20 protein-coding genes and 1 pseudogene are annotated in these 22,009 nt (G+C 71.8%); 12 read left to right on the plus strand and 9 right to left on the minus strand.

Annotated features, from left to right (window positions below; genetic code table 11):
• Window positions 1-98 precede the first annotated feature (98 nt).
• The 6 genes and pseudogenes from FIV43_RS17420 (at window position 99) to FIV43_RS23950 (ending at window position 6,954) form a co-directional block, all read left to right on the plus strand.
• On the plus strand, window positions 99-1,403 hold the full coding sequence (locus tag FIV43_RS17420) for a cytochrome P450 (RefSeq protein ID WP_141015149.1): 1,305 nt from the start codon (window positions 99-101) through the stop codon (window positions 1,401-1,403).
• Between the two features lie 230 nt (window positions 1,404-1,633).
• Entirely contained in the window at window positions 1,634-3,043 is a 1,410-nt protein-coding gene (locus tag FIV43_RS17425) for a basic amino acid/polyamine antiporter (RefSeq protein WP_141015150.1), read from the plus strand.
• A gap of 41 nt (window positions 3,044-3,084) precedes the next feature.
• Entirely contained in the window at window positions 3,085-4,356 is a 1,272-nt protein-coding gene (locus tag FIV43_RS17430; RefSeq protein ID WP_141015151.1) for an arginine deiminase, read from the plus strand.
• Window positions 4,357-4,439: 83 nt separating this feature from the next.
• Window positions 4,440-5,417 (plus strand): lysylphosphatidylglycerol synthase domain-containing protein, encoded by a 978-nt coding sequence (locus tag FIV43_RS17435; protein WP_141015152.1) that lies wholly within the window; start codon window positions 4,440-4,442, stop codon window positions 5,415-5,417.
• Window positions 5,418-5,690: 273 nt separating this feature from the next.
• Window positions 5,691-6,428, plus strand: a pseudogene (locus tag FIV43_RS23945) (NAD(P)/FAD-dependent oxidoreductase); the annotation flags it as partial.
• A 283-nt stretch (window positions 6,429-6,711) separates the two neighbouring features.
• Window positions 6,712-6,954 (plus strand): hypothetical protein, encoded by a 243-nt coding sequence (locus FIV43_RS23950; RefSeq protein WP_407938911.1) that lies wholly within the window; start codon window positions 6,712-6,714, stop codon window positions 6,952-6,954.
• Between the two features lie 109 nt (window positions 6,955-7,063).
• Here FIV43_RS23950 and FIV43_RS17445 read toward each other — a convergent pair whose 3' ends face one another.
• Entirely contained in the window at window positions 7,064-7,846 is a 783-nt protein-coding gene (locus FIV43_RS17445; protein WP_141015153.1) for an MBL fold metallo-hydrolase, read from the minus strand.
• A gap of 94 nt (window positions 7,847-7,940) precedes the next feature.
• On the opposite strand from FIV43_RS17445, the gene FIV43_RS17450 reads away from it, so the two are divergent.
• Window positions 7,941-8,729, plus strand: coding sequence for an SURF1 family protein (locus tag FIV43_RS17450; RefSeq protein WP_141015154.1), 789 nt, complete (start codon window positions 7,941-7,943; stop codon window positions 8,727-8,729).
• Window positions 8,726-9,061, plus strand: coding sequence for a DUF3817 domain-containing protein (locus FIV43_RS17455; protein WP_141015155.1), 336 nt, complete (start codon window positions 8,726-8,728; stop codon window positions 9,059-9,061). The genes FIV43_RS17450 and FIV43_RS17455 overlap by 4 nt, the downstream gene beginning before the upstream one ends.
• 10 nt (window positions 9,062-9,071) lie before the next feature.
• On the opposite strand, the gene FIV43_RS17460 is transcribed toward FIV43_RS17455, so the two are convergent.
• From FIV43_RS17460 to FIV43_RS21185, 3 genes are all read right to left on the minus strand, one after another.
• Window positions 9,072-9,779 carry a cation diffusion facilitator family transporter gene (locus FIV43_RS17460; protein WP_141015156.1) on the minus strand — a complete coding sequence of 236 codons (708 nt, stop codon included), beginning with the start codon at window positions 9,777-9,779 and terminating at the stop codon, window positions 9,072-9,074.
• Window positions 9,776-10,201: an ArsR/SmtB family transcription factor gene (locus FIV43_RS17465; RefSeq protein WP_141015157.1), complete on the minus strand. Its 426-nt coding sequence runs from the start codon at window positions 10,199-10,201 to the stop codon at window positions 9,776-9,778. Before FIV43_RS17465 ends, FIV43_RS17460 begins: the two co-directional genes overlap by 4 nt.
• An 87-nt stretch (window positions 10,202-10,288) precedes the next feature.
• Window positions 10,289-10,672 carry a hypothetical protein gene (locus FIV43_RS21185; protein ID WP_181407565.1) on the minus strand — a complete coding sequence of 128 codons (384 nt, stop codon included), beginning with the start codon at window positions 10,670-10,672 and terminating at the stop codon, window positions 10,289-10,291.
• A 200-nt stretch (window positions 10,673-10,872) separates the two neighbouring features.
• Here FIV43_RS21185 and FIV43_RS17475 point away from each other — a divergent pair, with 200 nt between their 5' ends.
• The 3 genes from FIV43_RS17475 to FIV43_RS17485 all read left to right on the plus strand — a co-directional run bounded on the left by FIV43_RS17475 (window position 10,873) and on the right by FIV43_RS17485 (window position 13,827).
• Window positions 10,873-11,385, plus strand: a complete 513-nt coding sequence (locus tag FIV43_RS17475; protein WP_141015159.1) for a peptidylprolyl isomerase — start codon at window positions 10,873-10,875, stop codon at window positions 11,383-11,385.
• Between the two features lie 130 nt (window positions 11,386-11,515).
• Window positions 11,516-12,343 (plus strand): rhomboid family intramembrane serine protease, encoded by an 828-nt coding sequence (locus tag FIV43_RS17480; RefSeq protein ID WP_231123487.1) that lies wholly within the window; start codon window positions 11,516-11,518, stop codon window positions 12,341-12,343.
• A 23-nt stretch (window positions 12,344-12,366) separates the two neighbouring features.
• Entirely contained in the window at window positions 12,367-13,827 is a 1,461-nt protein-coding gene (locus FIV43_RS17485) for an AMP-binding protein (RefSeq protein WP_231123488.1), read from the plus strand.
• A 160-nt stretch (window positions 13,828-13,987) separates the two neighbouring features.
• Here the strand turns inward: FIV43_RS17485 and FIV43_RS21190 are convergent, their stop codons facing one another.
• Complete coding sequence (locus tag FIV43_RS21190) at window positions 13,988-14,500, minus strand: cell division protein CrgA (protein WP_231123489.1); 513 nt, start codon at window positions 14,498-14,500, stop codon at window positions 13,988-13,990.
• Between the two features lie 195 nt (window positions 14,501-14,695).
• On the opposite strand from FIV43_RS21190, the gene FIV43_RS17500 reads away from it, so the two are divergent.
• Complete coding sequence (locus tag FIV43_RS17500; protein ID WP_231123490.1) at window positions 14,696-15,376, plus strand: DUF881 domain-containing protein; 681 nt, start codon at window positions 14,696-14,698, stop codon at window positions 15,374-15,376.
• Here FIV43_RS17500 and pknB read toward each other — a convergent pair.
• From pknB to FIV43_RS17520, 4 genes are read right to left on the minus strand one after another with little or no spacing between them, the layout of a single operon-like run.
• Entirely contained in the window at window positions 15,327-17,366 is a 2,040-nt protein-coding gene (pknB, locus tag FIV43_RS17505) for a Stk1 family PASTA domain-containing Ser/Thr kinase (RefSeq protein WP_196780875.1), read from the minus strand. The two genes, FIV43_RS17500 and pknB, sit on opposite strands and share 50 nt — an antisense overlap.
• Window positions 17,363-18,859: a protein kinase domain-containing protein gene (locus FIV43_RS17510; protein ID WP_141015163.1), complete on the minus strand. Its 1,497-nt coding sequence runs from the start codon at window positions 18,857-18,859 to the stop codon at window positions 17,363-17,365. Before FIV43_RS17510 ends, pknB begins: the two co-directional genes overlap by 4 nt.
• On the minus strand, window positions 18,856-20,367 hold the full coding sequence (locus tag FIV43_RS17515; RefSeq protein WP_141015164.1) for a peptidoglycan D,D-transpeptidase FtsI family protein: 1,512 nt from the start codon (window positions 20,365-20,367) through the stop codon (window positions 18,856-18,858). Before FIV43_RS17515 ends, FIV43_RS17510 begins: the two co-directional genes overlap by 4 nt.
• Entirely contained in the window at window positions 20,364-21,791 is a 1,428-nt protein-coding gene (locus FIV43_RS17520; RefSeq protein WP_141016040.1) for an FtsW/RodA/SpoVE family cell cycle protein, read from the minus strand. The genes FIV43_RS17515 and FIV43_RS17520 overlap by 4 nt, the downstream gene beginning before the upstream one ends.
• Window positions 21,792-22,009: the final 218 nt, after the last annotated feature.

Consider the following 22,009-nt stretch of genomic DNA (forward strand, 5'->3'; position numbering starts at 1 on the left):
AGGACCGGGCGGAGGACGCCTGCGGTGAGACGTTCCGGGCGGCTCACCGCAGGCACCACTGCGCCGGAGCGGGTCCCCGGGATGGTGGAATACCGACCATGGGCATGCTGTCGACGCTGAAGAGCCGAGTGGGGGTGTGGCTTCTCAACCGCACCATGCGCGGCGGCATCGACCTGCGCAAGCTGCGTTTCCTCCCCTCCTCGCTCAGCCTGCCGCTCAAGCGGGACGGGCTCGACCCGCTCCCCGAGCTGATGACCACCCAGGCCGAGACCCCGGTGAAGCGGCTGGCCGAGCTGTTCGGCCGCGGCGTCTGGCTGGTCTCCGGGTACGACGCCGCCCGCGAGGTGCTCGCCGGCGACGCCGGCACCTGGTCCAACGACCTCGGCCAGTTCGTCTCCACCGAGGGGCGGGGCGAGGAGGAGCAGATCGGTGGGCTCGGGATGACCGACCCGCCGCTGCACACCACGCTGCGCCGCTACCTGACGCCCGAGTTCACGATGCGTCGGCTGGCCCGTCTGCAGCCGGGCATCGAGCGGATCGTGGAGTCCCGGCTGGACGCCCTGGCCGCCGCCGGTGACGGCGGCAAGGTCGTCGACATGGTGGCTGAGTTCGCCTTCGCGGTGCCGTTCGACGTGATCTGCGATCTGCTCGGGCTCCCGGTCGAGGACCGCGCCCGCTTCCTCGAGCTGGGCGTCGCCCGGTTCGACCTGAGCGAGGGCGGCGCCGGCGCGTTCGGCGCGCAGGCGCACACCCGGGAGTTCCTGATCAACGCGGTCAAGCAGCAGCGGGCGAACCCCGGCGACGGCCTGATCGGCGCGCTGCTCACCGAGCACGGCGACGAGCTCGACGACGTCACCCTCGGCGGCGTCGCCGACGGGGTCTTCCTCGGCGGCTACGAGACCAGCGCCAGCATGCTCGCCCTCGGCACCTACCTGATCGCCACCAACCCCGAGGCCGGCCGGATGCTCCGCTCCGACCCCGCCTCGGTGGACAAGGTGGTCGAGGAGCTGCTGCGGCACCTGTGCGTGGTGCAGCTGGCGTTCCTCCGGTTCGCCAAGCGCGACGTCGAGGTCGGCGGCGTGACGATCAAGGCGGGGGACGCGGTGGGCGTCTCGCTGATGGCCGCCAACCGCGACCCCGCGCTCGGCGCCGGACTCGACGAGTTCGACCCCACCCGCGAGCCGACCCGCCACCTGGCGTTCGGCTGGGGGATGCACCGGTGCGTCGGCGCCGAGCTGGCCCGGATGGAGCTGCGCACCTCGCTGCGGATGCTCGCCGAGCGCTTCCCCGACCTCTCCATGGCCGCCGACCTGGACGACCTGGAGTTCCGCAAGCTCTCCGCCGTCTACGGCGTCGAGGCGCTCCCGGTGCGCCTGTCCAGCAGCGACCTCGCCTCCGCCTGACCGACGCCCCCTAGGAGCGGCCGTCGAAACCGCGGGTGCTCGCGGTCGAGTGTTCCAGTGGTCGGAGCCCCCATCGGGTGGGCGCCGCAGCGAGCCAGAGGTCTGGTCCGCCGACCCGCGGACCCCTAGGCTGCTGAGCACCCTTGATCGTCGTCGCTCGGGATCTCGATGCAGGAGGACGCATGGCCGCGCAGTCCGATACACCCACGACAGGTGGGGCCGTCGCGACGATGAGCCTCCCGACGCTCACCGCCATGGTCGTCGGCGGAATGGTGGGCGCGGGCGTCTTCTCGCTGCCCGCCCGGTTCGGCGTCGCGACAGGCATCCTCGGCTCGCTGATTGCCTGGGCGGTCGCCGGCACCGGGATGCTGATGCTGGCCTTCGTCTTCCAGAACCTGGCGATCCGCAAGCCCGACCTCGACTCCGGTGTCTTCATCTACGCCAAGGCCGGCTTCGGTGACTACGCCGGCTTCAACTCCGCGATCGGATTCTGGGCCAGCTCAGTGGCCGGCAACGCCTTCTACTGGGTCTTCATCGGTGCCACCCTCGGCGCCTTCTTCGACGGCTTCGGGGACGGTGACACGGTGCTCGCGGTCGCCTTGGCGACGGTCGGCGTCTGGCTCTTCCACTACCTGATTGCTCGCGGTGTCCGCGATGCGGCGGTGATCAACCGGATCGTGACGGTCTGCAAGGTCATTCCGATCCTGGTCTTCATCATCGTCCTCCTGGTCTCCTTCGACGCTGGCGTCTTCGCCGACAACTGGACCGCCTACGGTTACGGCGACCTCGGCACCCTCGACGAGCAGATCCGGAACACGATGCTGATCACGACTTTCGTGTTCATCGGCATCGAGGGTGCCAGCGTCTACTCCCGCTACGCGCGCCGCCGCGAGGACGTCGGTCGCGCCACAGTGCTGGGCTTCCTCAGCGTGCTCTCGATCTTCGCGCTGGTGACCCTCTCCAGCTATGCGGTGGTGCCCCAGCCCGAGCTCGCCGACACCCGGCAGCCGTCGATGGTCGGCGTCTTCGAGTCGGTGGTCGGCGACTGGGGCGAATGGTTCATCAGCATCGCGGTGATCGTCTCGGTGCTCGGCGCGTATCTCGCCTGGACCCTGATGGCCGCCGAGGTCATGTTCATCCCCGCCCGCGCCGACGACTTCCCCTCGTTCCTCGGCAGGGAGAACGCCAACGGCACGCCGATCACCGCTTTGGTGGTCACCTCGCTCGGCGTCCAGGGATTGCTGGCGCTCACCCTCTTCGTGTCCGATGCCCTCAACTTCATGCTGGACCTCGCCACCAGCCTGGCCCTGCTGCCCTACCTGCTGGCTGCCGCCTACGCACTCAAGCTCGGCCTCACCGGGGAGTCGTACGAGGGCATCTCCTCCGGCGTCCGAACCCGGGAGACGGTCGTGGCCGGTGCCGCAACGGTCTACACGCTCTTCCTCTTCGAGGCCGCCGGGATGGAGTTCGTACTGCTCTCCACGGTCATCCTGGCCCCCGCCGCCGTGCTGTACGTGAAGGCGCGCAGCGAGCACGGCCAGCGTCTGTTCAGTCCGACCGAGATCGCGGTGTTCGCCCTCGTCGTCGCGGGCGGCGTGACTGGTGCCGTCGCTCTGTGGACGGGACGTATCACCCTCTGACCAGTACCGACCGGCGACCCCCGCACATCGAAAGGCACGTGATGACCACATCCGACCCGTCCGGGCCCAGTCCCGTCTCCAGCTACGGCGTCCACTCCGAGGTGGGTCGCCTGCGCAAGGTCCTGGTCTGCTCGCCGGGGCTGGCGCACCGACGGCTGACCCCCAGCAACAACGACGAGCTGCTCTTCGACGACGTCATGTGGGTGGAGAGCGCCCAGCGCGACCACGCCGATTTCGTCAACAAGTTGACCCAGCGCGGCGTCGATGTCGTCGAACTGCACGACTTGGTGACCGAGACGATGGGCGATCCGGTGGCGCGGTCGTGGCTGCTGGACCGCAAGGTCACCGCCAATCAGATCGGCCTCGGCCTGGTGGACGGCACCCGCGAATACCTCGAGTCGATCGCTCCGCGTGCACTGGCCGAGGTTCTGATCGGTGGCCTGGCGGTCAACGACCTGCCCGAGGAGTTCCGCACCGAATACGTCAGCCTGGCGCGTGAGTCGACCGGCGCACGGGAGTACCTGATGCCGCCGCTACCGAACACCCTCTACACCCGGGACACCACCTGCTGGCTCTACGGCGGCCTCACCATGAATCCCCTCTACTGGCCCGCGCGCAAGGAGGAGACGCTCCTCTACAAGGCGATCTACGCCCACCACCCCGACTACGTCGGGTCGAAGGTCTGGTGGGGCGACCCGGACCAGGAGTGGGGCCGGGCCACTTTCGAGGGCGGCGACATCATGCCGGTGGGCAACGGCGTAGTACTGATGGGGATGAGCGAGCGCACGTCGCGCCAGGCCGTCTCCCAGGTCGCGAAGGCGCTTTTCGAGCAGGGGGCCGCGACCCGAGTGGTGGTGGCGGGGATGCCGAAGCTGCGGGCGGCGATGCATCTCGATACGGTTTTCACCTTCGCCGACCGCGACATCGTCACGCTGCACCCGGCGATCATGGACGCGGTCCACGCCTTCACGCTGATGCCGTCGGACCGGTCGCCGGGAGTCGAGGTGCGCGACGAGGGTGACGCACGTTTTGTGGACGTCGTGGCGCGTGAGCTCGGGCTGGCGGAGTTGCGGGTGATCGAGACCGGGGGCGACGTCTACGAGTCCGAGCGACAGCAGTGGGACAGCGGGAACAACGCGGTCGCGCTGGAGCCGGGCGTGGTCTTCACCTACGACCGCAACACCCTCACCAACACGCTGCTGCGCAAGGCCGGTGTCGAGGTGATCACGATCGTCGGCGCCGAGCTCGGCCGGGGTCGCGGCGGCGGGCACTGTATGACCTGCCCGATCATTCGCGAAGCAGTGGACTTCTGAGTGGATGCCTGAGTGCCGGGAGAGCTGAAGGAGCACGCGAGGGGAGGACTCTTCGACGGTGGCTCCTCCCACTCGTCTACCTCATGGTGGCCGCCATCGTGGCGACGGTGATCATCCGCGTCGTCGGCGTCATCGACTGGGCCTCGGTCGGTGCCGCGCTCGGCCACCTGGCTTGGTGGCAGCCTCTGGTGCTGGTCGCTGTGCTGCTGGTGCGCCAGTTTCTGAACGCGCTGCCGCTGGCCCTCTACATCCCGGGGGTCGGCCCGTTCCGGGCGACGGTCAACGACCAACTCGGGATCATGATGGCCAGTGTGGCGCCCCCGCCGGGCGACATGGCGATCCGCGTCGCGCTGTTCCGGGCCTGGGGTGTGCCGGTGCCCCAAGCGCTGGCCGGCACCACGCTCAACATGCTGACCTTCTACATCGTTCGGTTCGGCGCGCCGGTGATCGGCTTCGCGCTGCTCCTCGTCACGGGTCAGGAGCCCGGCCTGCGATGGCTGGACCTGCTCAGCGTCGCGATCGCCGTCGGCATCCTGGCCGCGCTGCTCATGGTGATCAGTGCCGATCGCACCGCACGCGCGGTCGGCGACCGGTCCGGGCGGATCGTGCGGAGATTTCGGCACAGCGTCGATCCCGCTGCGTGGGCCGAGGCTTGCGCCACCTTCCGGCATGACGCGTCGGCCCGCTTCCGGTGGGGCTTCCCGCGGTCTCTGGTGGCGACGGTGGGGATGTTGATCGCGGACCTGACGCTCCTGCTGCTCTGCCTTCGCTTCGTCGGTCTCGACACCACGGAGATCTCGGTGACGGAGGTGGCCATCGCCTACTTCTTCGCCTACCCGTTCACCGTCTTCTTCTTCTCCGGACTCGGCATCGTGGACGCGCTGATCATCGCCGCGCTGGTCGAGCAAGGTGGCCCGGCGGTCGAGTCCGCGGCAGTGGCGGGGTTGATCGTGTGGCGCGTCTTCTTCATCGGCGGACCGATCGTCCTCGGCTTGATCTCCCTAGCGTTCCTCCGCACCACCATCCGCGGCGTGCGGGTCGAGGCCGAGCGGACCGGGTAGGCGGCGGGTCGTACCTCTCGTGGGTCGCCCCGTCCCCTCCCGCCCCGTCCCCTCCCCCACGTCCCCTCCCGCGCCGGTGCTCCGGCGGCCGCGGCATCGTCAGCGAGGCGTCTCCGAGAATTTGCTGCCGCCGGCGGCGACCAACCGGGCCTCGTCCGGCTCCGATGCTTGCTACCCACCGATGGCGGGGAGTGGTAGCAGCACTCGTTGGGACTGACCGACCTAGGCTGGTCCACGATGAGGATCATCGTGATCGGCGGGGACGCCGCCGGAATGAGCGCCGCCCACACCGCCCTGCGCGCGGCCCGAGCATCGGACCGGGCCGCCGACCACGCGACCGAGGTCGTCGTCCTCGAGGCCACCGGGCACACCTCCTACTCCGCCTGCGGCATCCCCTACTGGGTGGCGGGTGAGGTCGCCTCCGGCGACGAGCTGGTCGCCCGCACCGCCGAGGAGCACCGTGCCGCCGGCATCGACCTGCGGCTGCACGCCCGGGCCACCGCCGTCGACGCGGGCGCCCGCACGGTGACCTACGCCGAGGACGGGCGGACCCGGACCCTGGAGTACGACGAGCTGGTGCTCGCCACCGGAGCCCACCCGGTCCTCACGGACTGGGCCCGCACCCCCGACGGTGTGCTGATCGACGGCGTGCACCCGGTCAAGAACCTCGACGACGGCGCCGTCTGGGCCGACCTGGTGACGGGTCCACCCGACGTGCCGGCCCGGCCCGGTGCCGCCCGCCGGGCCGTGGTGGTGGGCGCCGGCTACATCGGGGTCGAGATGGCCGAGGCGCTGCTCCACCGCGGGTTCGCCACCACGGTGCTGACCCGCTCCGGGGTGATGGGCAGCCTCGACCCCGACATGGGCGAGCGGGTGCAGCTGGCGATGGTCGACGCCGGCGTGACGGTGCGCACCGGGACCACCGTGCGGGGCCTGACCACCGCGGGCGGGGCGGTGCGGTCGGTGGTCACCTCCGACGGGGACCAGGTCGAGGCCGACGTGGTGGTGCTCGCGCTGGGCGTCGTACCGGCGACGGAGCTGGGGGCGGAGGCCGGTCTCCCGCTCGGGCGGAGCGCGGCTACCTGCCCGACCCGCAGGGCCGGATCGCGCCGCACGTCTGGGCGGCCGGCGACTGCTGCGAGAGCGAGCACCGGCTCACCGGCGGCCGGGCGTTCGTGGCCCTCGGCACCCACGCCAACAAGCAGGGCGGGTGGTCGGCGACGCCCTCTTCGGCGGCACCCGAGCCTTCCACGGCGTGCTCGGCACGGCGATCACGCGGTTCGCCGCCGCGGGCGTGACGACGGAGATCGCCCGGACCGGGCTGAGCACCCGGCAGGCGGTCGACGCCGGGCACGACATCGCGGTCCTGGCCACCGAGAGCTCGACGGTGAGCGGCTACATGCCGGGGGCCGAGGCGATGGTGACGAAGATGATCGCCGACCGTCGTACCCGTGCCCTGCTGGGGGTGCAGATCGTCGGTGGGGAGAGCGCCGGCAAGCGGATCGACGCCGCGGCCGCCGCGCTCTGGGGCGGATGAGCGTGGACGACCTGGCCGAGATGGACCTCTCCTACGCGCCGCCCTTCGCCACCGTGTGGGACGCGCTGCAGATCGCCGCCCGGCGGCTGGCCGAGCGGATCTGAGCCGGTCAGTCCCGCTGGAGGGCGCGCAGCTGCTCGGCGTCGTGGGCGCAGACGACGGTGACCTCGTCGTGGTGGCGCAGGGCGAGCTCGCGCAGCCGCTCGACGTTCGCCCGGCGGGCGGTGTTGTCGACCGCCATCAGCCCCTGGAACGCGGTCAGCGTGGCGGGGCAGGTCGGCGCGGCGGCGAGCTGGCCCCGGTGGAAGAAGGCGTCGCCGGCGTGCAGCAGCCAGTGGCCGTCGGCGCGACGGACCGCCAGACCGCTGTGGCCGCGGGTGTGACCGGGCAGTGGGACCAGCACCACGTCGTCGGCCAGGGCGGTCACCGCGGCGAAGCCGAACCACTCCTCGCCGGCCTCCGGGTACGTCGCCCAGCGGGGTCCGTGCGCCCACTGGTCGGCGACGTAGCGGGCGCGCTCGCGGGGGCGGGGCCGCAGCGCCGCCTCCAGCTCCGCGGCGTGCACGTGCACCCGCGCCTCGGGGAAGTCGGCGAGGCCACCGGCGTGGTCCAGGTCGAGGTGGGTGACGGCGATGTCGGTGACGTCGGCCGGGTCGAGCCCGCGGGCACGCACCTGCGCGAGCGCCGTCCGACCGGGGTCGAGGTCCGGGCGGACCGCCAGCCGGAACGCAGCGCCCAGCCGGCCGGGGTCGGCGATGTCGCCGGTGCCGAAGCCGGTGTCGACCAGGAGCAGCCCGTCGGGTCGCTCCACCAGCAGCACGTGGGCCACCATCCGGGGCGCCACCGCAGGACGCATCGTGCCGCAGTCGAGGTGGTGCACCCGCAGGTTCATGGGTCGATGGTGACAGAGCCGGGGCGGGCGGGGTGACGGAGCCGACAGGAGCGCCGCCGTGGGGAGCGCCGGCCCCGCGCCGTACCCTGGGAGCGTGGCGGACGGTGGCATCAGGTGGTGGCACCCGCGGATGTGGGGTGCGCACCTGCTCGGACTGGTCTGCGTGGCGATCGCGACCGGCATGGGCGTGTGGCAGTACGACGCCTGGCAAGAGCGCCGGGCCGCGGAGCAGGTCGACCTGACCACCGCCGAGCCGGTCCCGCTCTCCGAGCTGCTCGGACCCGACCACCCGTTCCCGTCGGTGGGGCTGGGTCGTCCGGTGGAGATCAGCGGCACCTGGCTGCCCCAGGGCACGGTGCTCGTCGACGGCCGTGAGGACGCCGACGGCGCGGACGGCCTGTGGGTGGTGACCCCGCTGACCGACGGGGAGCCGGATGCTCCGGCGATCCCGGTGGTGCGCGGCTGGGTGCCGGACGGCACCGACCCGGCCGACGTACCCGCGGTGAGCGGCACCGCCGACCTGGTGGGGTGGCTGCAGCCGGGGGAGGGCAGCGGCCAGACCGACCCGGACCCGACCGACGACGTGCTGCCGCAGGTGCGCATCGCCGACCTGGTGCAACGCGTCGACCAGGACCTCTACGGTGCCTACGCGGTCGCCCAGGAGCCGGAGGAGGGCCTCGCCCCCGCGACGCTGGACCAGCTGCCCAAGGTGAGCCGCTTCACCGCGCTGCGCAACATCCTCTACGCCATCGAGTGGTGGGTCTTCGCGGCGTTCGCCGGCTACATCTGGTGGCGCTATGTGCGCGACACCACGCAGGGGGCCCCGGCCGACGACGCCGACGACGAGGAGCGCGCCACGGACCCCGTAACCTCGGAGGCGTGACGAAGCTCTTCACCACCTACCGTGTGCTGGCGTTCGTGGTCGGCATCCTGCTGCTGGTCGGCACCGTGGACGCGATTCTCAAGTACGGCTTCAGCGACGGCTCCGCTCCGCAGCAGCTGGGCGAGGACCTGGACATCATCTGGATGTTCCACGGCTGGATCTACATCATCTACGTGGTGGTCGCCTTCGTGCTGACCCAGCGGGCCCGCTGGAGCCTGCCGCAGTTCCTGCTGATGATGGTCGCCGGCCTGATCCCCGGGCTGATCTTCTGGGTGGAGAAGCGGGTCGCCGACCAGCTCCGCGCCGAGCAGCCCGAGCTCGTCGAGAGCTGACCCCGGGCGCTCAATCGGCGCAGCAGGCCCCGCCGTCGCGGTCGCCGGTGCCGTCGCTGCCGTCCGTGGGGCGGGTCGGTCCGGGAGGGCAGCACGCCTCGCCGCGCCAGGCGTCGCGGCCCTCCACGGCCGCGACCACCGCGATGACCAGCCCGGCGACCGGGTCGGCCCACGACCAACCGAGGGTCGCGTTGAGCACCAGGCCGACCAGGAGCACCGCGGACAGGTACGTGCACAGGAGCGTCTGGGTCGAGTCGGCCACGACGGCCTCGGAGCCGAGCGCCCGGCCGGTGCGCCGCTGTGCCCAGGACAGCAGCGGCATCACCAGGAGGGAGGCGACGGCGAGGGCGATGCCGACCGAGGAGGGCTCCGGGTCGGCGCCGGTCAGCAGCGATCGGATCGACTCGAAGCCGACGAAGGCGGCCAGGGCGAAGAACGAGACCGCCATCAGTCGCAGCGCCTGCCGCTCGCGGGACTCGGGCACCACGTGGCGGAACTGCCACAGGATGATCAGGCCGCTGGAGATCTCGACGGTGGAGTCGAGTCCGAATCCGACCAGCGCGACCGAACCGGCGACCAGCCCGGCAGCGACGGCGACCACCGCCTCGACCACGTTGTAGGTGACCGAGAGCGCGGCCAGCACCTGCGCCCGTCGGCCGAGCCTGGACCGGTCGGCCGGGGAGAGCGGCGGTGCGGGCGTGTGGACGTGGGTGGTCATCGGGACGGCTCCTCGGCCAGGGCGGGTGGATGGGCGAGCCGTCCGTCCAGCGCTGGGCCGGTGACGCCGTAGGTGGCGCACAGGGTCACCGCGTCGCCGGTGAGGGCGAGCAGCCGCTCTGCCGCGGCGAGGAGCTCGAGCGTCGCCTCGGGATGCGCCAGGGAGTACACCGAGGCGCGTCCCTGCGCCCGGACGGCAACGATGCCGCAGTCGAGCAGGCACGCCAGGTGCTTGCTCACCGTGGACTGTGCCAGCCCCAGGTGCCCGGTCAGGTCGACCACACGGTGCTCGCCGAGCAGGAGGTGTTGCACGATCGCGAGCCGGGACCGGTCGCTGAACCCGTGGAACAGGCAGCTCGCCGCCGCCAGTGCGGACGCCTCCGCCCCACCTGAAGCATCACCTTTGACCGGTGTCATCGCCATTCGACGATGATAGGACACGAGGGCCGACCCGAGAACAGCACGTGCCGGCAGGTCGTCCTGCCGGCACGTGCTGAGGTGGTACGCCGATCAGTCCTGCGGCTTCTCCGCCGCGCTCTCGTCGGATGGCGGGGTGCTCTCGCCGGCGGTCTCGCCGGCGGCCTCGGGGGAGGCGGTGGCCCGCGCCTCGACCTCCGAGATCGGGTCGGTCAGCGGGTCCGGGCCCGGGGCCGGCGCCGGGTCCGGCTCCGGAACCTGGGTCGGCTCGGGGGTCGGCTCGGGGGTCGGCTCGGGCTCGGGCACCGGCTCGGGGTCCGGCACCGGGGCCGGGGCGGGCACCGGCGGCACCGTGCCCTCGGGGCCCGCGGTGGACTGCCAGTCGCTGCCGGCTCCGCCCTGCAGGCGCTTGGCGATGTTCGCGACGGCGAACCCGATCGCCCCCACGAGCACCAACTTCTTGAGTTTCGACTTCATCCCGAGCCTTCCTCTCGCCGTTCGCATCGGGGGGCGTCCGGCACCGCCGCGCGGTGGGACGTCCCACGGACATCCCACCACGGCCGCCTGCAGGGGCCGACACGGGTCCACCGTAGGATCACAGTGCCGTCGGCACCGCCGGCGCACCACGAACGCCGGGCGAGAGCCGCCCGGGTCACGATGACGTGAGGACCGACGACATGGCAGACCTCCAGGCCGTCCTGAAGACCAACAAGGGCGACATCACCGTCAACCTCTTCCCCAACCACGCGCCGGAGACCGTCGAGAACTTCACCGGCCTCGCCACGGGCGAGAAGGCCTACGACGCCGGTGACGGCCGGAAGGGCCCGTTCTACGACGGCCTCGGCTTCCACCGGGTGATCGACGGCTTCATGATCCAGGGCGGCTGCCCGCAGGGCACCGGCACCGGCGGCCCCGGCTACACCTTCAAGGACGAGATCCACCCCGAGCTCGTCTTCGACAAGCCCTACCTGCTCGCGATGGCGAACGCCGGCCCGGGCACCAACGGCTCGCAGTTCTTCATCACCGTCGGCGCCACCCCGTGGCTGAACCGCAAGCACACCATCTTCGGCGAGGTCGCCGACCAGGCCGGCCGCGACGTGGTCGACGCGATCGCGACCACTCCGACCGGTGCGATGGACCGTCCGGTGGAGCCGGTCGTGATCGAGACCGTCGAGATCATCGGCGGCTGACGCTCGACCCAACGAAGCACGTCCCGAGATGAGTCAACCCGCGGCCGGGGTGCCGACCTGCTACCGGCACCCCGACCGTGAGTCGCACATCCGCTGCCAGCGGTGCGGCCGAGCGATCTGCCCCGACTGCATGAACGAGGCCTCCGTCGGCTTCCAGTGCCCGGAGTGCGTCGCCGAGGGCCGCCGGACGACCCGCCAGGCCCGCACCGCGTACGGCGGCGTCCGCTCCGCCGCGCCGGGGATCACCTCGATGGTGCTGATCGGCATCAACGTCGCGGTCTGGGTGGCGGTGCTGGTCACCGGGTGGGCCGAGAGCAAGCTGGTCAACATCCTGGCGCTGATCCCCGAGGGTCAGTGCACCTCGATCGCCTCGCCGGACAGCTACTACCCGGGCGTGGGCAGCGAGGTGCTCTGCCGGGCGACCGGCGACGGCAGCTGGAGCGCGGGCGTCGCCGACGGCGCCTACTGGCAGCTGCTCACCAACATGTTCCTGCACGTCCAGCCGTGGCACCTCGGGTTCAACATGCTGGCGCTGTGGTTCCTCGGCCCGCAGCTCGAGGCGCTGCTCGGCCGGACCCGGTTCCTGGCGCTCTACCTGGTCTCCGGCCTGGCCGGCTCGGTGACGGTGCTCTGGCTCTCCGATCCCCACCAGGCGACGCTGGGCGCCTCCGGCGCGATCTTCGGCCTGATCGGCGGGCTGCTGGTGGTCGGCACCAAGGTCGGCGGCGACGTCTCCACGCTGTGGGGCTGGCTCGCCGCCAACGTGGTGCTGACCTTCGTCGTCCCCAACGTCTCCTGGCAGGGCCACCTCGGCGGCCTGGTCGGCGGCGCGCTGGTGGCCGCGGTGCTGGCCTTCGCGCCGCGGGAGCGACGCACCCCCGTGCAGGCGGCCGGCATCGGAGCCCTCGTCGTCGCGCTGCTGGTCGCGACCGCCGTCCGCGTCGTGATGCTCGGCTGAGCGCTCCGCCAGAGATGTCGTCCGTGCTGACCGCCCTGCTCGACCCCGAGGCCCCCGGCGACGCCGTGGTGGTGCGGGTGGGCGAGGAGACGCTGAGCCGGCGCGAGCTGGTGGACCGCGCGCGTCGCTTCGCCGCGGGCCTCTCCGCCCCCGGACCGGTCGCGGTGCTCGCCGAGCCCACCGTGCCCACCGTGGTGGCCGTGGTCGGCGGGCTGCTGGCCGGGGTCCCGGTGGTGCCGGTGCCGCCGGACGCCGGGCCGCGGGAGATCGCCCACGTGCTGGCCGACAGCCGGGCCACCTGCTGGGCGGGGCCGCCGCGGGACGGCGCGGACCTGCCGGTGGTCGAGCCGGCAGGGGCGGAGCCGACCGCGACGGCGTCGACGGCCCCGGCCGTGTCGCCCGACGCCGGTGCGCCGGCCCTGATCCTCTACACCTCCGGCACCACCGGCGACCCGAAGGGCGTGGAGCTCTCCGCCGCCAGCATCGCCGCAGGCCTGGACGCCCTGGCCGAGGCCTGGGGCTGGACGTCCGCGGACACCCTGATCCACGGTCTGCCGCTGTTCCACACGCACGGGCTGATCCTGGGCGTCCTCGGGCCGCTGCGGTTCGGGTCGCCGCTGCACCACACGGTGCGCCCCACCCCGGCCCGGTACGCCGCGGCCCGCGGCACCGTCTACTTCGGCGTCCCCACCGTGTGGGGCCGGGTCGTCGCCGACCCGCCGGCCGCCCGGGCCCTGACCCGGGCCCGGCTGCTGGTCTCCGGCAGCGCACCGCTGCCGGCGTCGGTCTTCCGTCGGCTCCATGCCCTCACCGGTCACCTCCCGATCGAGCGCTACGGGATGACCGAGTCGATGATCACGCTCAGCGCCCGCGCCGACGGCGAGCGCCGCCCCGGCTGGGTCGGGCTGCCCGTCGCGGGCGTCGAGACCCGGATCCGCGCCGAGCCCGAGGACGGGTCCGACGACGAGCCCGAGGCGCGCACTGCCGCGTCGGCCCCGGTGGCGCAGGTCCCCGCCGACGGCGAGAGCATCGGCGCGCTGGAGGTGCGCGGGCCGATGCTGTTCGACGGCTACCTGGGGCGCCCCGACGCCACCGCCGAGGCGTGGACCGAGGACGGCTGGTTCCGCACCGGCGACATCGCCGCCCGCGACGCCGACGGCTTCCACCGGATCGTCGGCCGCGCCTCGACCGACCTGATCAAGTCCGGCGGCTACCGGATCGGCAGCGGCGAGATCGAGAGCGTCCTGCTGGACCACCCGGACGTCGCCGAGGTCGCCGTGCTCGGACTGCCCGATGCCGACCTGGGGCAGCGGGTGGCGGCGTTCGTCGTACCGGTGGGGGTGCCGGGGGACGGGCTCGCCGACGAGCTGACCGGGCTGGTCGCCGAGGCGCTCTCGTGGCACAAGCGTCCGCGCGAGGTGCGCTTCGTGGCGGAGCTGCCGCGCAACGCGATGGGCAAGGTGCAGAAGAAGCGGCTGGGCTGACGGAGCCGGTGCGTTCTCCCCAGGGTTCTCCACATCTGGGGAGAACTACAGGGTTGTAACTCATCCCCAGCGGTGGAAAACCCTGGGGAAAACGCCGACGGCCCCGACGGGCGCGGCAGGTGCCGGGCGTCGGGGCCGTCGAGTTCGTCGGAGCGGTGGGTCACTCCCAGCGCGTGGCGAAGGCGAAGCCGACCGCCATGAAGCCGATGCCGACGAAGAGGTTCTTGTTGCCCAGGTCGTTGAAGATCGGGATGTCGGTCGGCGTGGTCCCGGTCATGAAGATGTAGTAGACGCAGATCCACACCAGGCCGATCAGGAAGCAGGCCAGCATCGCGCCGACCACCCCGCGCCCGCGGCCGAGCGGGGTGGAGGGGTGGGCGGAGATGATCAGGCCGACGAAGAAGGCGCCGAACCCGATCAGGTAGTTCCACATCTCCAGGTCGGCAACGAACTTCGGTCCACCGGCCGCCAGCGTCTCGCCGGTCTCCGGGTCGATCGCGTCCCAACCGCCCTCGGGACGCACACCCCAATAGGTGTAGACCAGCCAGGCGATGCCGGCCACCATCAGCACCAGCGCGACGATGAAGCGCGCAGTGAGGACCGGGCCACGATCCGGGTCGGCGAGAGCCGAGTCGCCCTTGCGGAAACTCGGCAGGCGGGACTGCTTGGCCACGGAACTACTCCTCGTCGGCGGTGCTGGGGGATTCGCGTTGATGCGGTGGGATCAGGTGCCCCCACCTAGCCTAGTCAGTATGACGGGTGCCCACGCTTCGGAGTCGCACGGCCACCCCGGCCGTGGTCCGCAGCGACGCTCCATGGCCTGGCGGGTGGGCACGCCCCTGGTCGTGCTGGCCTGCGGGGGCTCTTCGTGACCTCCGCGGTGGACAGCGAGGGCACCGACCTGCGCCCCGGCCGCTACACCGACCTGGCCAGCGTGGTCGAGGCGGACGCCGCCGACTACCAGGAGCTCGAGGACCGGCGACAGCGGCTCGAGGACGACGTCGACGACCTCTCCGCGGGGATCCGCGACGCCGGGGTCGACCGGGCCCGTGGGGCCGTGGACCAGCTCCGCGACCCGGCCGGCTTCGAGGCGCGCGAGGGCGCCGGGGTCAGCATCACGCTCTCCGATTCGCCCCCGGACGTCGTCGACCGGCTCCTCGACGCCGACTCCGAGATCAACCTGAACCGCCTGGTCGTCCACCAGCAGGACATCCAGGCCGTGGTCAACGCGCTGTGGAAGGGCGGGGCCAGCGCGGTCACCATCGCCGGCCAGCGGGTGATCTCCACGACCGGCATCAAGTGCGAGGGCAACGCGGTGCAGCTGCAGGGCGTCCCCTATCCCCAGCCGTTCGTGGTCGAGGCGGTCGGTGACCCGCTCGCGCTCACCTCGGCCGTCGAGCAGGACCCGCTGGTCACCGGCTATCGCGCGGACTCGGCCAACCCCGACATCGCGATCGGCTGGGACCTGCAGCCCGAGGAGCTGGTCGAGGCGCCCGCCTTCACCGGCGTCCACGAGATGCGGTACGCCGACCCGCTGCTCCCGCGCTGACCCTGGACGTCCCTTCGGTGAACCCCGGCGGGACCCGCCCGTTCCCCGGCAGCTCGGTGGGGATGCTGGACGGGTCGTTCGGGTCGGTGCCGGCCTCGACCTCGTCGCCGTCGCCGATGCCGTCCCCGTCGGTGTCCGGGTTGAGCGGGTCGGTGCCGGCCTCGACCTCGTCGCCGTCGTCGAGCCCGTCGCCGTCGGTGTCGGGGTTGCCCGGCTTGGTGCCGAGATCGGCCTCCTCGTCGTTGGTGAGGCCGTCGTCGTCGTTGTCCTTGGGCTCGACGTAGGTCGAGACGAAGATGACCACGTCGGTGTCCTGGTCGCGCTTCTCACCGCCGGCGGGCACCTGGTCCACCACGGTGCCCTTGGGCAGGTCGGTGTCCCCGGCGAAGTCCTTCACCACGGGGTTGAAGCCGGCGCCCTCGATCTCGTCGACCGCCGCGTTCTTCTTGTCGTTGATGACGTCGGGAACGCTCTCCTGGCCGTCGGAGATGCAGATCGTGACGGCGGCGTCCTTGGTCACCGAGGTGCCGCCGCGCGGCTCCTGCTCCACCACGGTCCCCTGCGGGTCGTCGGTGTCGCACTCGGTCTCGTTGATGTTGCGCCGCGCCACCCCGGCACCGATCAGCTCGTCGACGGCGGCGTTGCGCTTGAGGTCGGTGACATCGGGGAGCGGGAACTCGCCGGGTCCGGCGGAGACGACCAGGTCGACCTCGCTGTCCTCGGGGACGTACTCGTCGCCGTCCGGACTCTGCTCGATGACCAGGCCGGCGTCGATGTCGTCGTCGTTGCGCAGGGTCACGTCGCCGATCCGCAGGCCCCGGTCGGTGATCGCGTCGCGCGCATCGGCCTCGGCCATCCGGAAGACGTCGGGCACCCGGACCTCGGTGTCCGCCGCCGGGAAGAGCTTGGGCCACACCACCAGGGCGGTGACCAGCAGGGCGGCGATCAGCAGGCCGATCACCACGATCAGCGCGACCTTGCCGCGGCGTCCGGAGTCGTCGTCGCCGACGCGGTCGGTGGTGGTCGTCGAGGCACCGGCACCTCCGTCGGCACCCGCGACCGCGGCGCCGGCGACGGCCGCGTCCGCGGTGGAGGGCACGGTCGCCGTGGCAGGGACCACGGCCGAGACCGGGCGGCCGGCCAGGTAGCGCTCGATGTCGCTGCGCATCGCGGCCGCGGACTGGTAGCGGTCCTCGACCCGCTTGGCGAGCGACTTCATCACGATCGCGTCGATCTCCGGCGCCAGGTCCGGGTCGTGCTGTGAGGGAGCCACCGCGGGCTCGCGGACGTGCTGGTAAGCGACCGCGACCGGGGAGTCGCCGACGAACGGCGGCCGGCCGGTGAGCAGCTCGTAGAGCAGGCAGCCGGCGGAGTAGACGTCGGAGCGGGAATCGACCGTCTCACCGCGGGCCTGCTCGGGGGAGAGGTACTGCGCGGTGCCGACCACGGCGGCGGTCTGGGTCATCGACGACGCGGCGTCGCTGATCGCGCGGGCGATGCCGAAGTCCATCACCTTGACGTCGCCGGACGGCGTGAGCATCACGTTGCCGGGCTTGATGTCGCGGTGGATGATCCCGGCTCGGTGGCTGTAGTCGAGGGCGGAGAGGACGCCGGAGGTGATCTCCATGGCGCGCTCGGGCAGGATCTTGCGGCCCTCGCGGAGGATGTCGCGCAGGGTGCGGCCGGCGACGTACTCCATCACGATGTAGGGCTGGACGGTCTCGCCGTCGGCGGCCGGCTCCTCGCCGGTGTCGTAGACCGCGACGATCGCGGGGTGGTTCAACGACGCCGAGGACTGCGCCTCGCGCCGGAAGCGGGCCTGGAAGGTGGCGTCGCTGGCCAGGTCGGTGCGCAGGCGCTTGACCGCCACCACGCGGCCGAGCCGGTTGTCGGTGCCCTTGCGGACCTCGGCCATGCCGCCGCGGCCGAGCAGCTCGCCGAGCTGGTAGCGCCCGCCGACGGTGCCGGAGTTGGTCGGGCCGGTGCTCATGGGGTCTCCTCCTCGGCGGACGTGCTCTCCTCCGCGGCCGACGACGTCTCCGAGGGCGCTTCGGAGGTCGTCTCGGAGGTGGCCTCCGAGGTGGGCTCCGTGGTCGGCTCGGGGGCCGGACCCCAGTAGGTGACGGTGATCAGCTCGCCCTCGTTGACGGTGCCCGACGGGTTCACCGCGGAGACGATGTCGGCCTCGCGGCTGCCGTCGTTGGCCGCCTCCTCGAGACGGACCTGGAAGCCGAGATCGGACAGCTCGTCCTCGACGTCGCGGTAGTCACGACCGATGTAGTCGTTCGCGTCCAACGTGGTGGTGGCGTCCTCGGTGGTCGGCGTGGTGCTGGCCTCGGTCGGCGAGGAGCTGGCCGTGGTCTCGGTGCTCCGGGTCGGACGCGTCGTGTCCTCCTCCTCCGGATCGTCGCCGCGCAGCAGCAGCCAGGCGACGAGCACGATCCCGAGCACCAGCAGGATGACCGCGATCAGCACCCCCCAGGGGAAGCTGCCCTTCTCGTCCTCCTCGGCATCCTCGCCCTCGTACGCCGCGACCGGGTCCAGGCGGCCGACGTCCTCGATCGGCCCGGTGCCCGGCACCGGCAGCACGCCGGTCTGCGGCAGCACCGCGGTGGCCGGCCCGCTGATCGCGCCGGCCCCGGAGGGGTCGCGCAATGCAGCGGCGAACGCGGCGCCGTCGGAGAACCGGTCGCCCGGCTCCTTGGCCATCGCCCGCTTCACCACGGCCGCGAGATCGGCCGGGACCTCCTCGGGCAGGTCCGGCACCGGCTGCTGCAGGTGCGCGAGGACCGTGGCCACAGGGGTCTCGGCCTCGAAGGGGCGTCGGCCGGACAGGCACTCGAAGGCGACCACGCCGAGGCTGTAGACGTCCGAGGCGGGGGTGGACGGGTTGCCGCGGGCCTGCTCGGGGGAGAGGTACTGCGGGGTGCCCATCACCGCCCCGGTCCGGGTGATCGCGGTGGCGTCCCCGGCCCGGGCGATGCCGAAGTCGGTGATCTTGACCTTGCGGTCCGGCGTGATCAGCAGGTTGGCCGGCTTGATGTCGCGGTGCACGATGCCCGCGGCGTGGGCGACCGCGAGCGCATCGGCGGTCTGGGCGATCAGGTCGGTGACGATCGCGCTGTCCAGCGGGCGCCCGGCCTCCTTGGCGCGGGAGAGCAGGGCCGAGAGCGGCTCGCCGTCGACGTACTCCATCACCAGGAAGGGGGCACCGCTCTCGCTGCTGCCCTCGGTGGAGTAGTCGAAGACCCCGGCGATCCCGGGGTGGTGCAGGGCGGCGGCGCTGCGCGCCTCGGACTCGAACCGGGCGCGGAAGGTGTCGTCGTCGGCGTACTCGTGCTTGAGCACCTTGACCGCGACGGTCCGGTTGAGCCGGGTGTCGGTGGCCTTCCAGACCACCCCCATCCCGCCGGTCGCGATGCGCGAGTCGAGGCGGTAGCGGTGGGACTGGTCGACGTAGATCGGGTTGTCGTTCTCGGTCACTTCTCCATCACCGCTTCCATGACGGCCTTGGCGATCGGCCCGCCGAGCTGGCCGCCGGCGATCTCCTTGCCGGGGGCCTCCTGGATCATCACCGCGACCGCGACCTCCGCGTCCTGCGCCGGCGCGAACGAGACGAACCAGCCGTACGGCGGCGCGCCCTCGATGCCGCGCTGGGCGGTGCCGGTCTTGCCGGCGACGTCGCGGCCGGCGATCGCGGCCGGCGACGCCGTGCCGTTGGAGACCGTCTCGACCATCAGCTCGGCGACCTGGCTGGCAGTCTCCGGGGAGACCGCCTGGCGCAGCTCGTCGGGGTCGGTCGTCTCCAGGGTCTGGTAGTCGGCGGTCTGCACCTCGTCGACCGTGTAGGGCCGCATCAGGCTGCCCTGGTTGGCCAGCGCCGCGGCGACCATCGCCATCTGCAGCGGGGTGGACTGCACCTCGAACTGCCCGAACCCGGTGCGCGCCGTCTCGGCGTCGTTCAGCTCGCGCGGCTCCTGCGGCTCGCCGTCGATCACGTCGACCACCTCGGTCGGGTAGACCGACTGGACCTGGCCGGGGAGGTCGAGCAGGTAGTCGCTGTTGAAGCCGAACGCCTCCGCGGTCTCCCGCATCTTCTCCGGGCCGAGCTCGACGGCCATCCGGGCGAAGGCGGTGTTGCAGGACTGCGCCATCGCGGTCTCGAAGGAGATCTCCTCCGGGTCGCAGAGGTAGCGGCCCTCGTTGTCGACCACGTTCTGCTCGCCGGTGGTCCCGGGCAGCTGGTAGCTCGAACCGGAGGGCACGTTGTCGCCCACCTGGTAGAGCCCGTTCTCGATGGCCGCCGCCGCGGTCACGATCTTGAAGGTCGAGCCGGGGAAGAGCCGGGTCTGCACGGCACGGTTGAGCAGCGGCTCGCGATCGTCGGAGTCCAGGTCGGCGTAGGCCTCGGTGCGGGTCGTGGAGTCGTGGCTGGCCAGCTTGTTGGGGTCGTAGGTCGGCAGCGACACCATCGCCAGCACCCGTCCGGTCTTCGGCTCGATCGCCACCACCGACCCCTCGCCGTCCGGGCCGATCGTCTCGGCCAGGTTGTCGAAGGCCGCCTTCTGCGCCTGGGGGTCGAGGGTCAGCTTCACGTTGCCGCCCTTGTTGGCCTCGCCCTGGAGCATGTCGACCAGCCGGTTGACGAAGAGCCGCGGGTCCTCCCCGGAGAGGATCGCGTTCTGGGAGCGCTCGATGCCGGTCTGGCTGCCGAGCTGCAGGTAGCCGGTGACCGGGGCGTACATGTAGGGGCGCGGGTACACCCGGAGGTACTCGTAGCGGTCGTCGACCGGCTTGCTGCGGGCCACCGGGTCCTGGCCGACCAGGATCAGGCCGCGCTCGCGGCTGAACGACGCCTCGGCGGCGCGGGCGTTGGCCGGGTCGTTGTTGTAGTCGTCGGCCTTCCAGAACTGCAGGTAGGTCACGTTGATCATCAGCGCGACGAAGAGGACCAGGCAGAAGAGCGAGATCGAGCGGATCGGTTTGTTCACCTGCTGGCCTCCTCTCGCGGCATCACTTTGACGATCTGGGTGTCGAGCTGGTCGGGGTCCTCGGCCGGTTGGTCGACCGGCGGTGCGGGCCGCCTGGCCTGGTCGGAGATCCGCAGCAGCAGCGCGATGATCACCCAGTTGGCCACCAGCGACGAGCCGCCGGCGGAGAGGAAGGGCGTGGTGAGGCCGGTCAGCGGGACCAGCCGGGTGACGCCGCCGGTGACCACGAAGACCTGGATCGCGATGACCGTGCCCAGGCCGACCGCGACCAGCTTGCCGAAGCCGTCGCGGGAGATCAGCGCGGTGCGCAGCGCGCGCTCCACGATCAGGCCGTAGAGCAGCAGCACCGCCATCACACCGGTGAGCCCCAGCTCCTCGCCGATGATCGCCATGATGAAGTCGTTCTGCGCCTCCGGGACGCGCAGGTGCACGCTGTCGCCGGAGCCGAGGGTGAGCATCCCCTCGCCGAGGCCGCGCCCGATCATCCCGCCCCAGGAGAACGCGTAGAGGCTCTGCACCAGCTGGTAGCCGTCGCCGTTGGGGTCGGCGAACGGGTCCAGCCAGATGTCCACCCGTTGCTGCACGTGCGGGACCAGGAGGTACGCCGCCGCCGCGCCGGCCAGGAACAGGCCGCCGCCGACGAAGAGCCATCCGGGTCTCTCCGTCGCCACGTAGAGCATCACCAGGAAGAGGCCGAAGAAGAGCAGGCTGGAGCCGAGGTCCTTCTGCAGGACCAGGATCGCCATGCTGACGCCCCACATGGCGAGGATCGGACCGAGGTCGCGGCCGCGGGGGAGGTCGATGAAGAGGAACCGGCGGCCGGCCAGGGCCAGCGCGTCGCGGTGCTGGACCAGGTAGCCGGCGAATGCCAGCACCAGCAGCACCTTGGCGACCTCACCGGGCTGGAAGCTGAACGGACCCAGCTTGATCCAGATCCGGGCGCCGTTCACCTCGTTGCCGATCCCCGGCAGCATCGGCAGCAGCAGCAGGACGATCGCGAGCAGTCCGAAGGTGTAGGTGTAGCGGCCCAGCACGCGGTGGTCGCGGATCAGCACCAGCGCGCCGATGAAGAGACCGACACCCAGGGTCATCCAGATCAGCTGCTGCGGTGCGTCGGAGGTGTCCACCGCCAGATCGATCCGGTGGATCATCGCCAGGCCGAGCCCGTTGAGCGCGGCGACGACGGGGAGCAGCACCGGGTCGGCGTACGGGGCGACGAGACGGACCGTCACGTGGGCTGCGATGACGAGCAGGGCCAGCCATCCGCCGTACCCGATCAGGTTGGCGGGGACCTCGCCGTCGACGCCGAGCCCGACAGCGGCGTAGGCGCCGATCCCGACCACCAGGGCGATGATCAGCAGGAAGAGCTCCGCACCTCGCCGGCGGCGGTGCACGAAGCCCATCAGGGCGGAGTTCTGGGCCATCCGATCAGCCCCGCGAGCCGTCGGGGGTCGTGGCCGCCGCGGAGTCGGTCTGGTCGGTCGGGAGGAGGGGTCGACCGGGGTGGGCGGCTCCTCGTCGTCACCGACCATGGTCGAGGCGAGCCGCTCGACGGTCTCGGTGGCGTCGTTCAGGTCGCTGGCGGCGATCCCGTCCTCGACGTCCATCCGGGCGGTCTCCTTGAGGTCCTCCACGGCGAGGT

This window comes from Nocardioides sambongensis, assembly GCF_006494815.1.
GTDB classification, from domain to species: domain Bacteria; phylum Actinomycetota; class Actinomycetes; order Propionibacteriales; family Nocardioidaceae; genus Nocardioides; species Nocardioides sambongensis.

Bases quoted from the DNA above. Each gene is read 5' to 3' on its own strand.
- FIV43_RS17435 (WP_141015152.1), top strand. From the start codon at position 4,440: ATGGTGGCCGCCATCGTGGCGACGGTGATCATCCGCGTCGTCGGCGTC.
- FIV43_RS17420 (WP_141015149.1), top strand. From the start codon at position 99: ATGGGCATGCTGTCGACGCTGAAGAGCCGAGTGGGGGTGTGGCTTCTC.
- FIV43_RS17480 (WP_231123487.1), top strand. From the start codon at position 11,516: ATGAACGAGGCCTCCGTCGGCTTCCAGTGCCCGGAGTGCGTCGCCGAG.
- FIV43_RS21185 (WP_181407565.1), bottom strand. From the start codon at position 10,672: ATGAAGTCGAAACTCAAGAAGTTGGTGCTCGTGGGGGCGATCGGGTTC.
- FIV43_RS17425 (WP_141015150.1), top strand. From the start codon at position 1,634: ATGAGCCTCCCGACGCTCACCGCCATGGTCGTCGGCGGAATGGTGGGC.
- FIV43_RS17475 (WP_141015159.1), top strand. From the start codon at position 10,873: ATGGCAGACCTCCAGGCCGTCCTGAAGACCAACAAGGGCGACATCACC.
- FIV43_RS17465 (WP_141015157.1), bottom strand. From the start codon at position 10,201: ATGGCGATGACACCGGTCAAAGGTGATGCTTCAGGTGGGGCGGAGGCG.
- FIV43_RS17520 (WP_141016040.1), bottom strand. From the start codon at position 21,791: ATGGCCCAGAACTCCGCCCTGATGGGCTTCGTGCACCGCCGCCGGCGA.
- FIV43_RS17430 (WP_141015151.1), top strand. From the start codon at position 3,085: ATGACCACATCCGACCCGTCCGGGCCCAGTCCCGTCTCCAGCTACGGC.
- FIV43_RS17445 (WP_141015153.1), bottom strand. From the start codon at position 7,846: ATGAACCTGCGGGTGCACCACCTCGACTGCGGCACGATGCGTCCTGCG.
- pknB (WP_196780875.1), bottom strand. From the start codon at position 17,366: ATGAGCACCGGCCCGACCAACTCCGGCACCGTCGGCGGGCGCTACCAG.
- FIV43_RS17460 (WP_141015156.1), bottom strand. From the start codon at position 9,779: ATGACCACCCACGTCCACACGCCCGCACCGCCGCTCTCCCCGGCCGAC.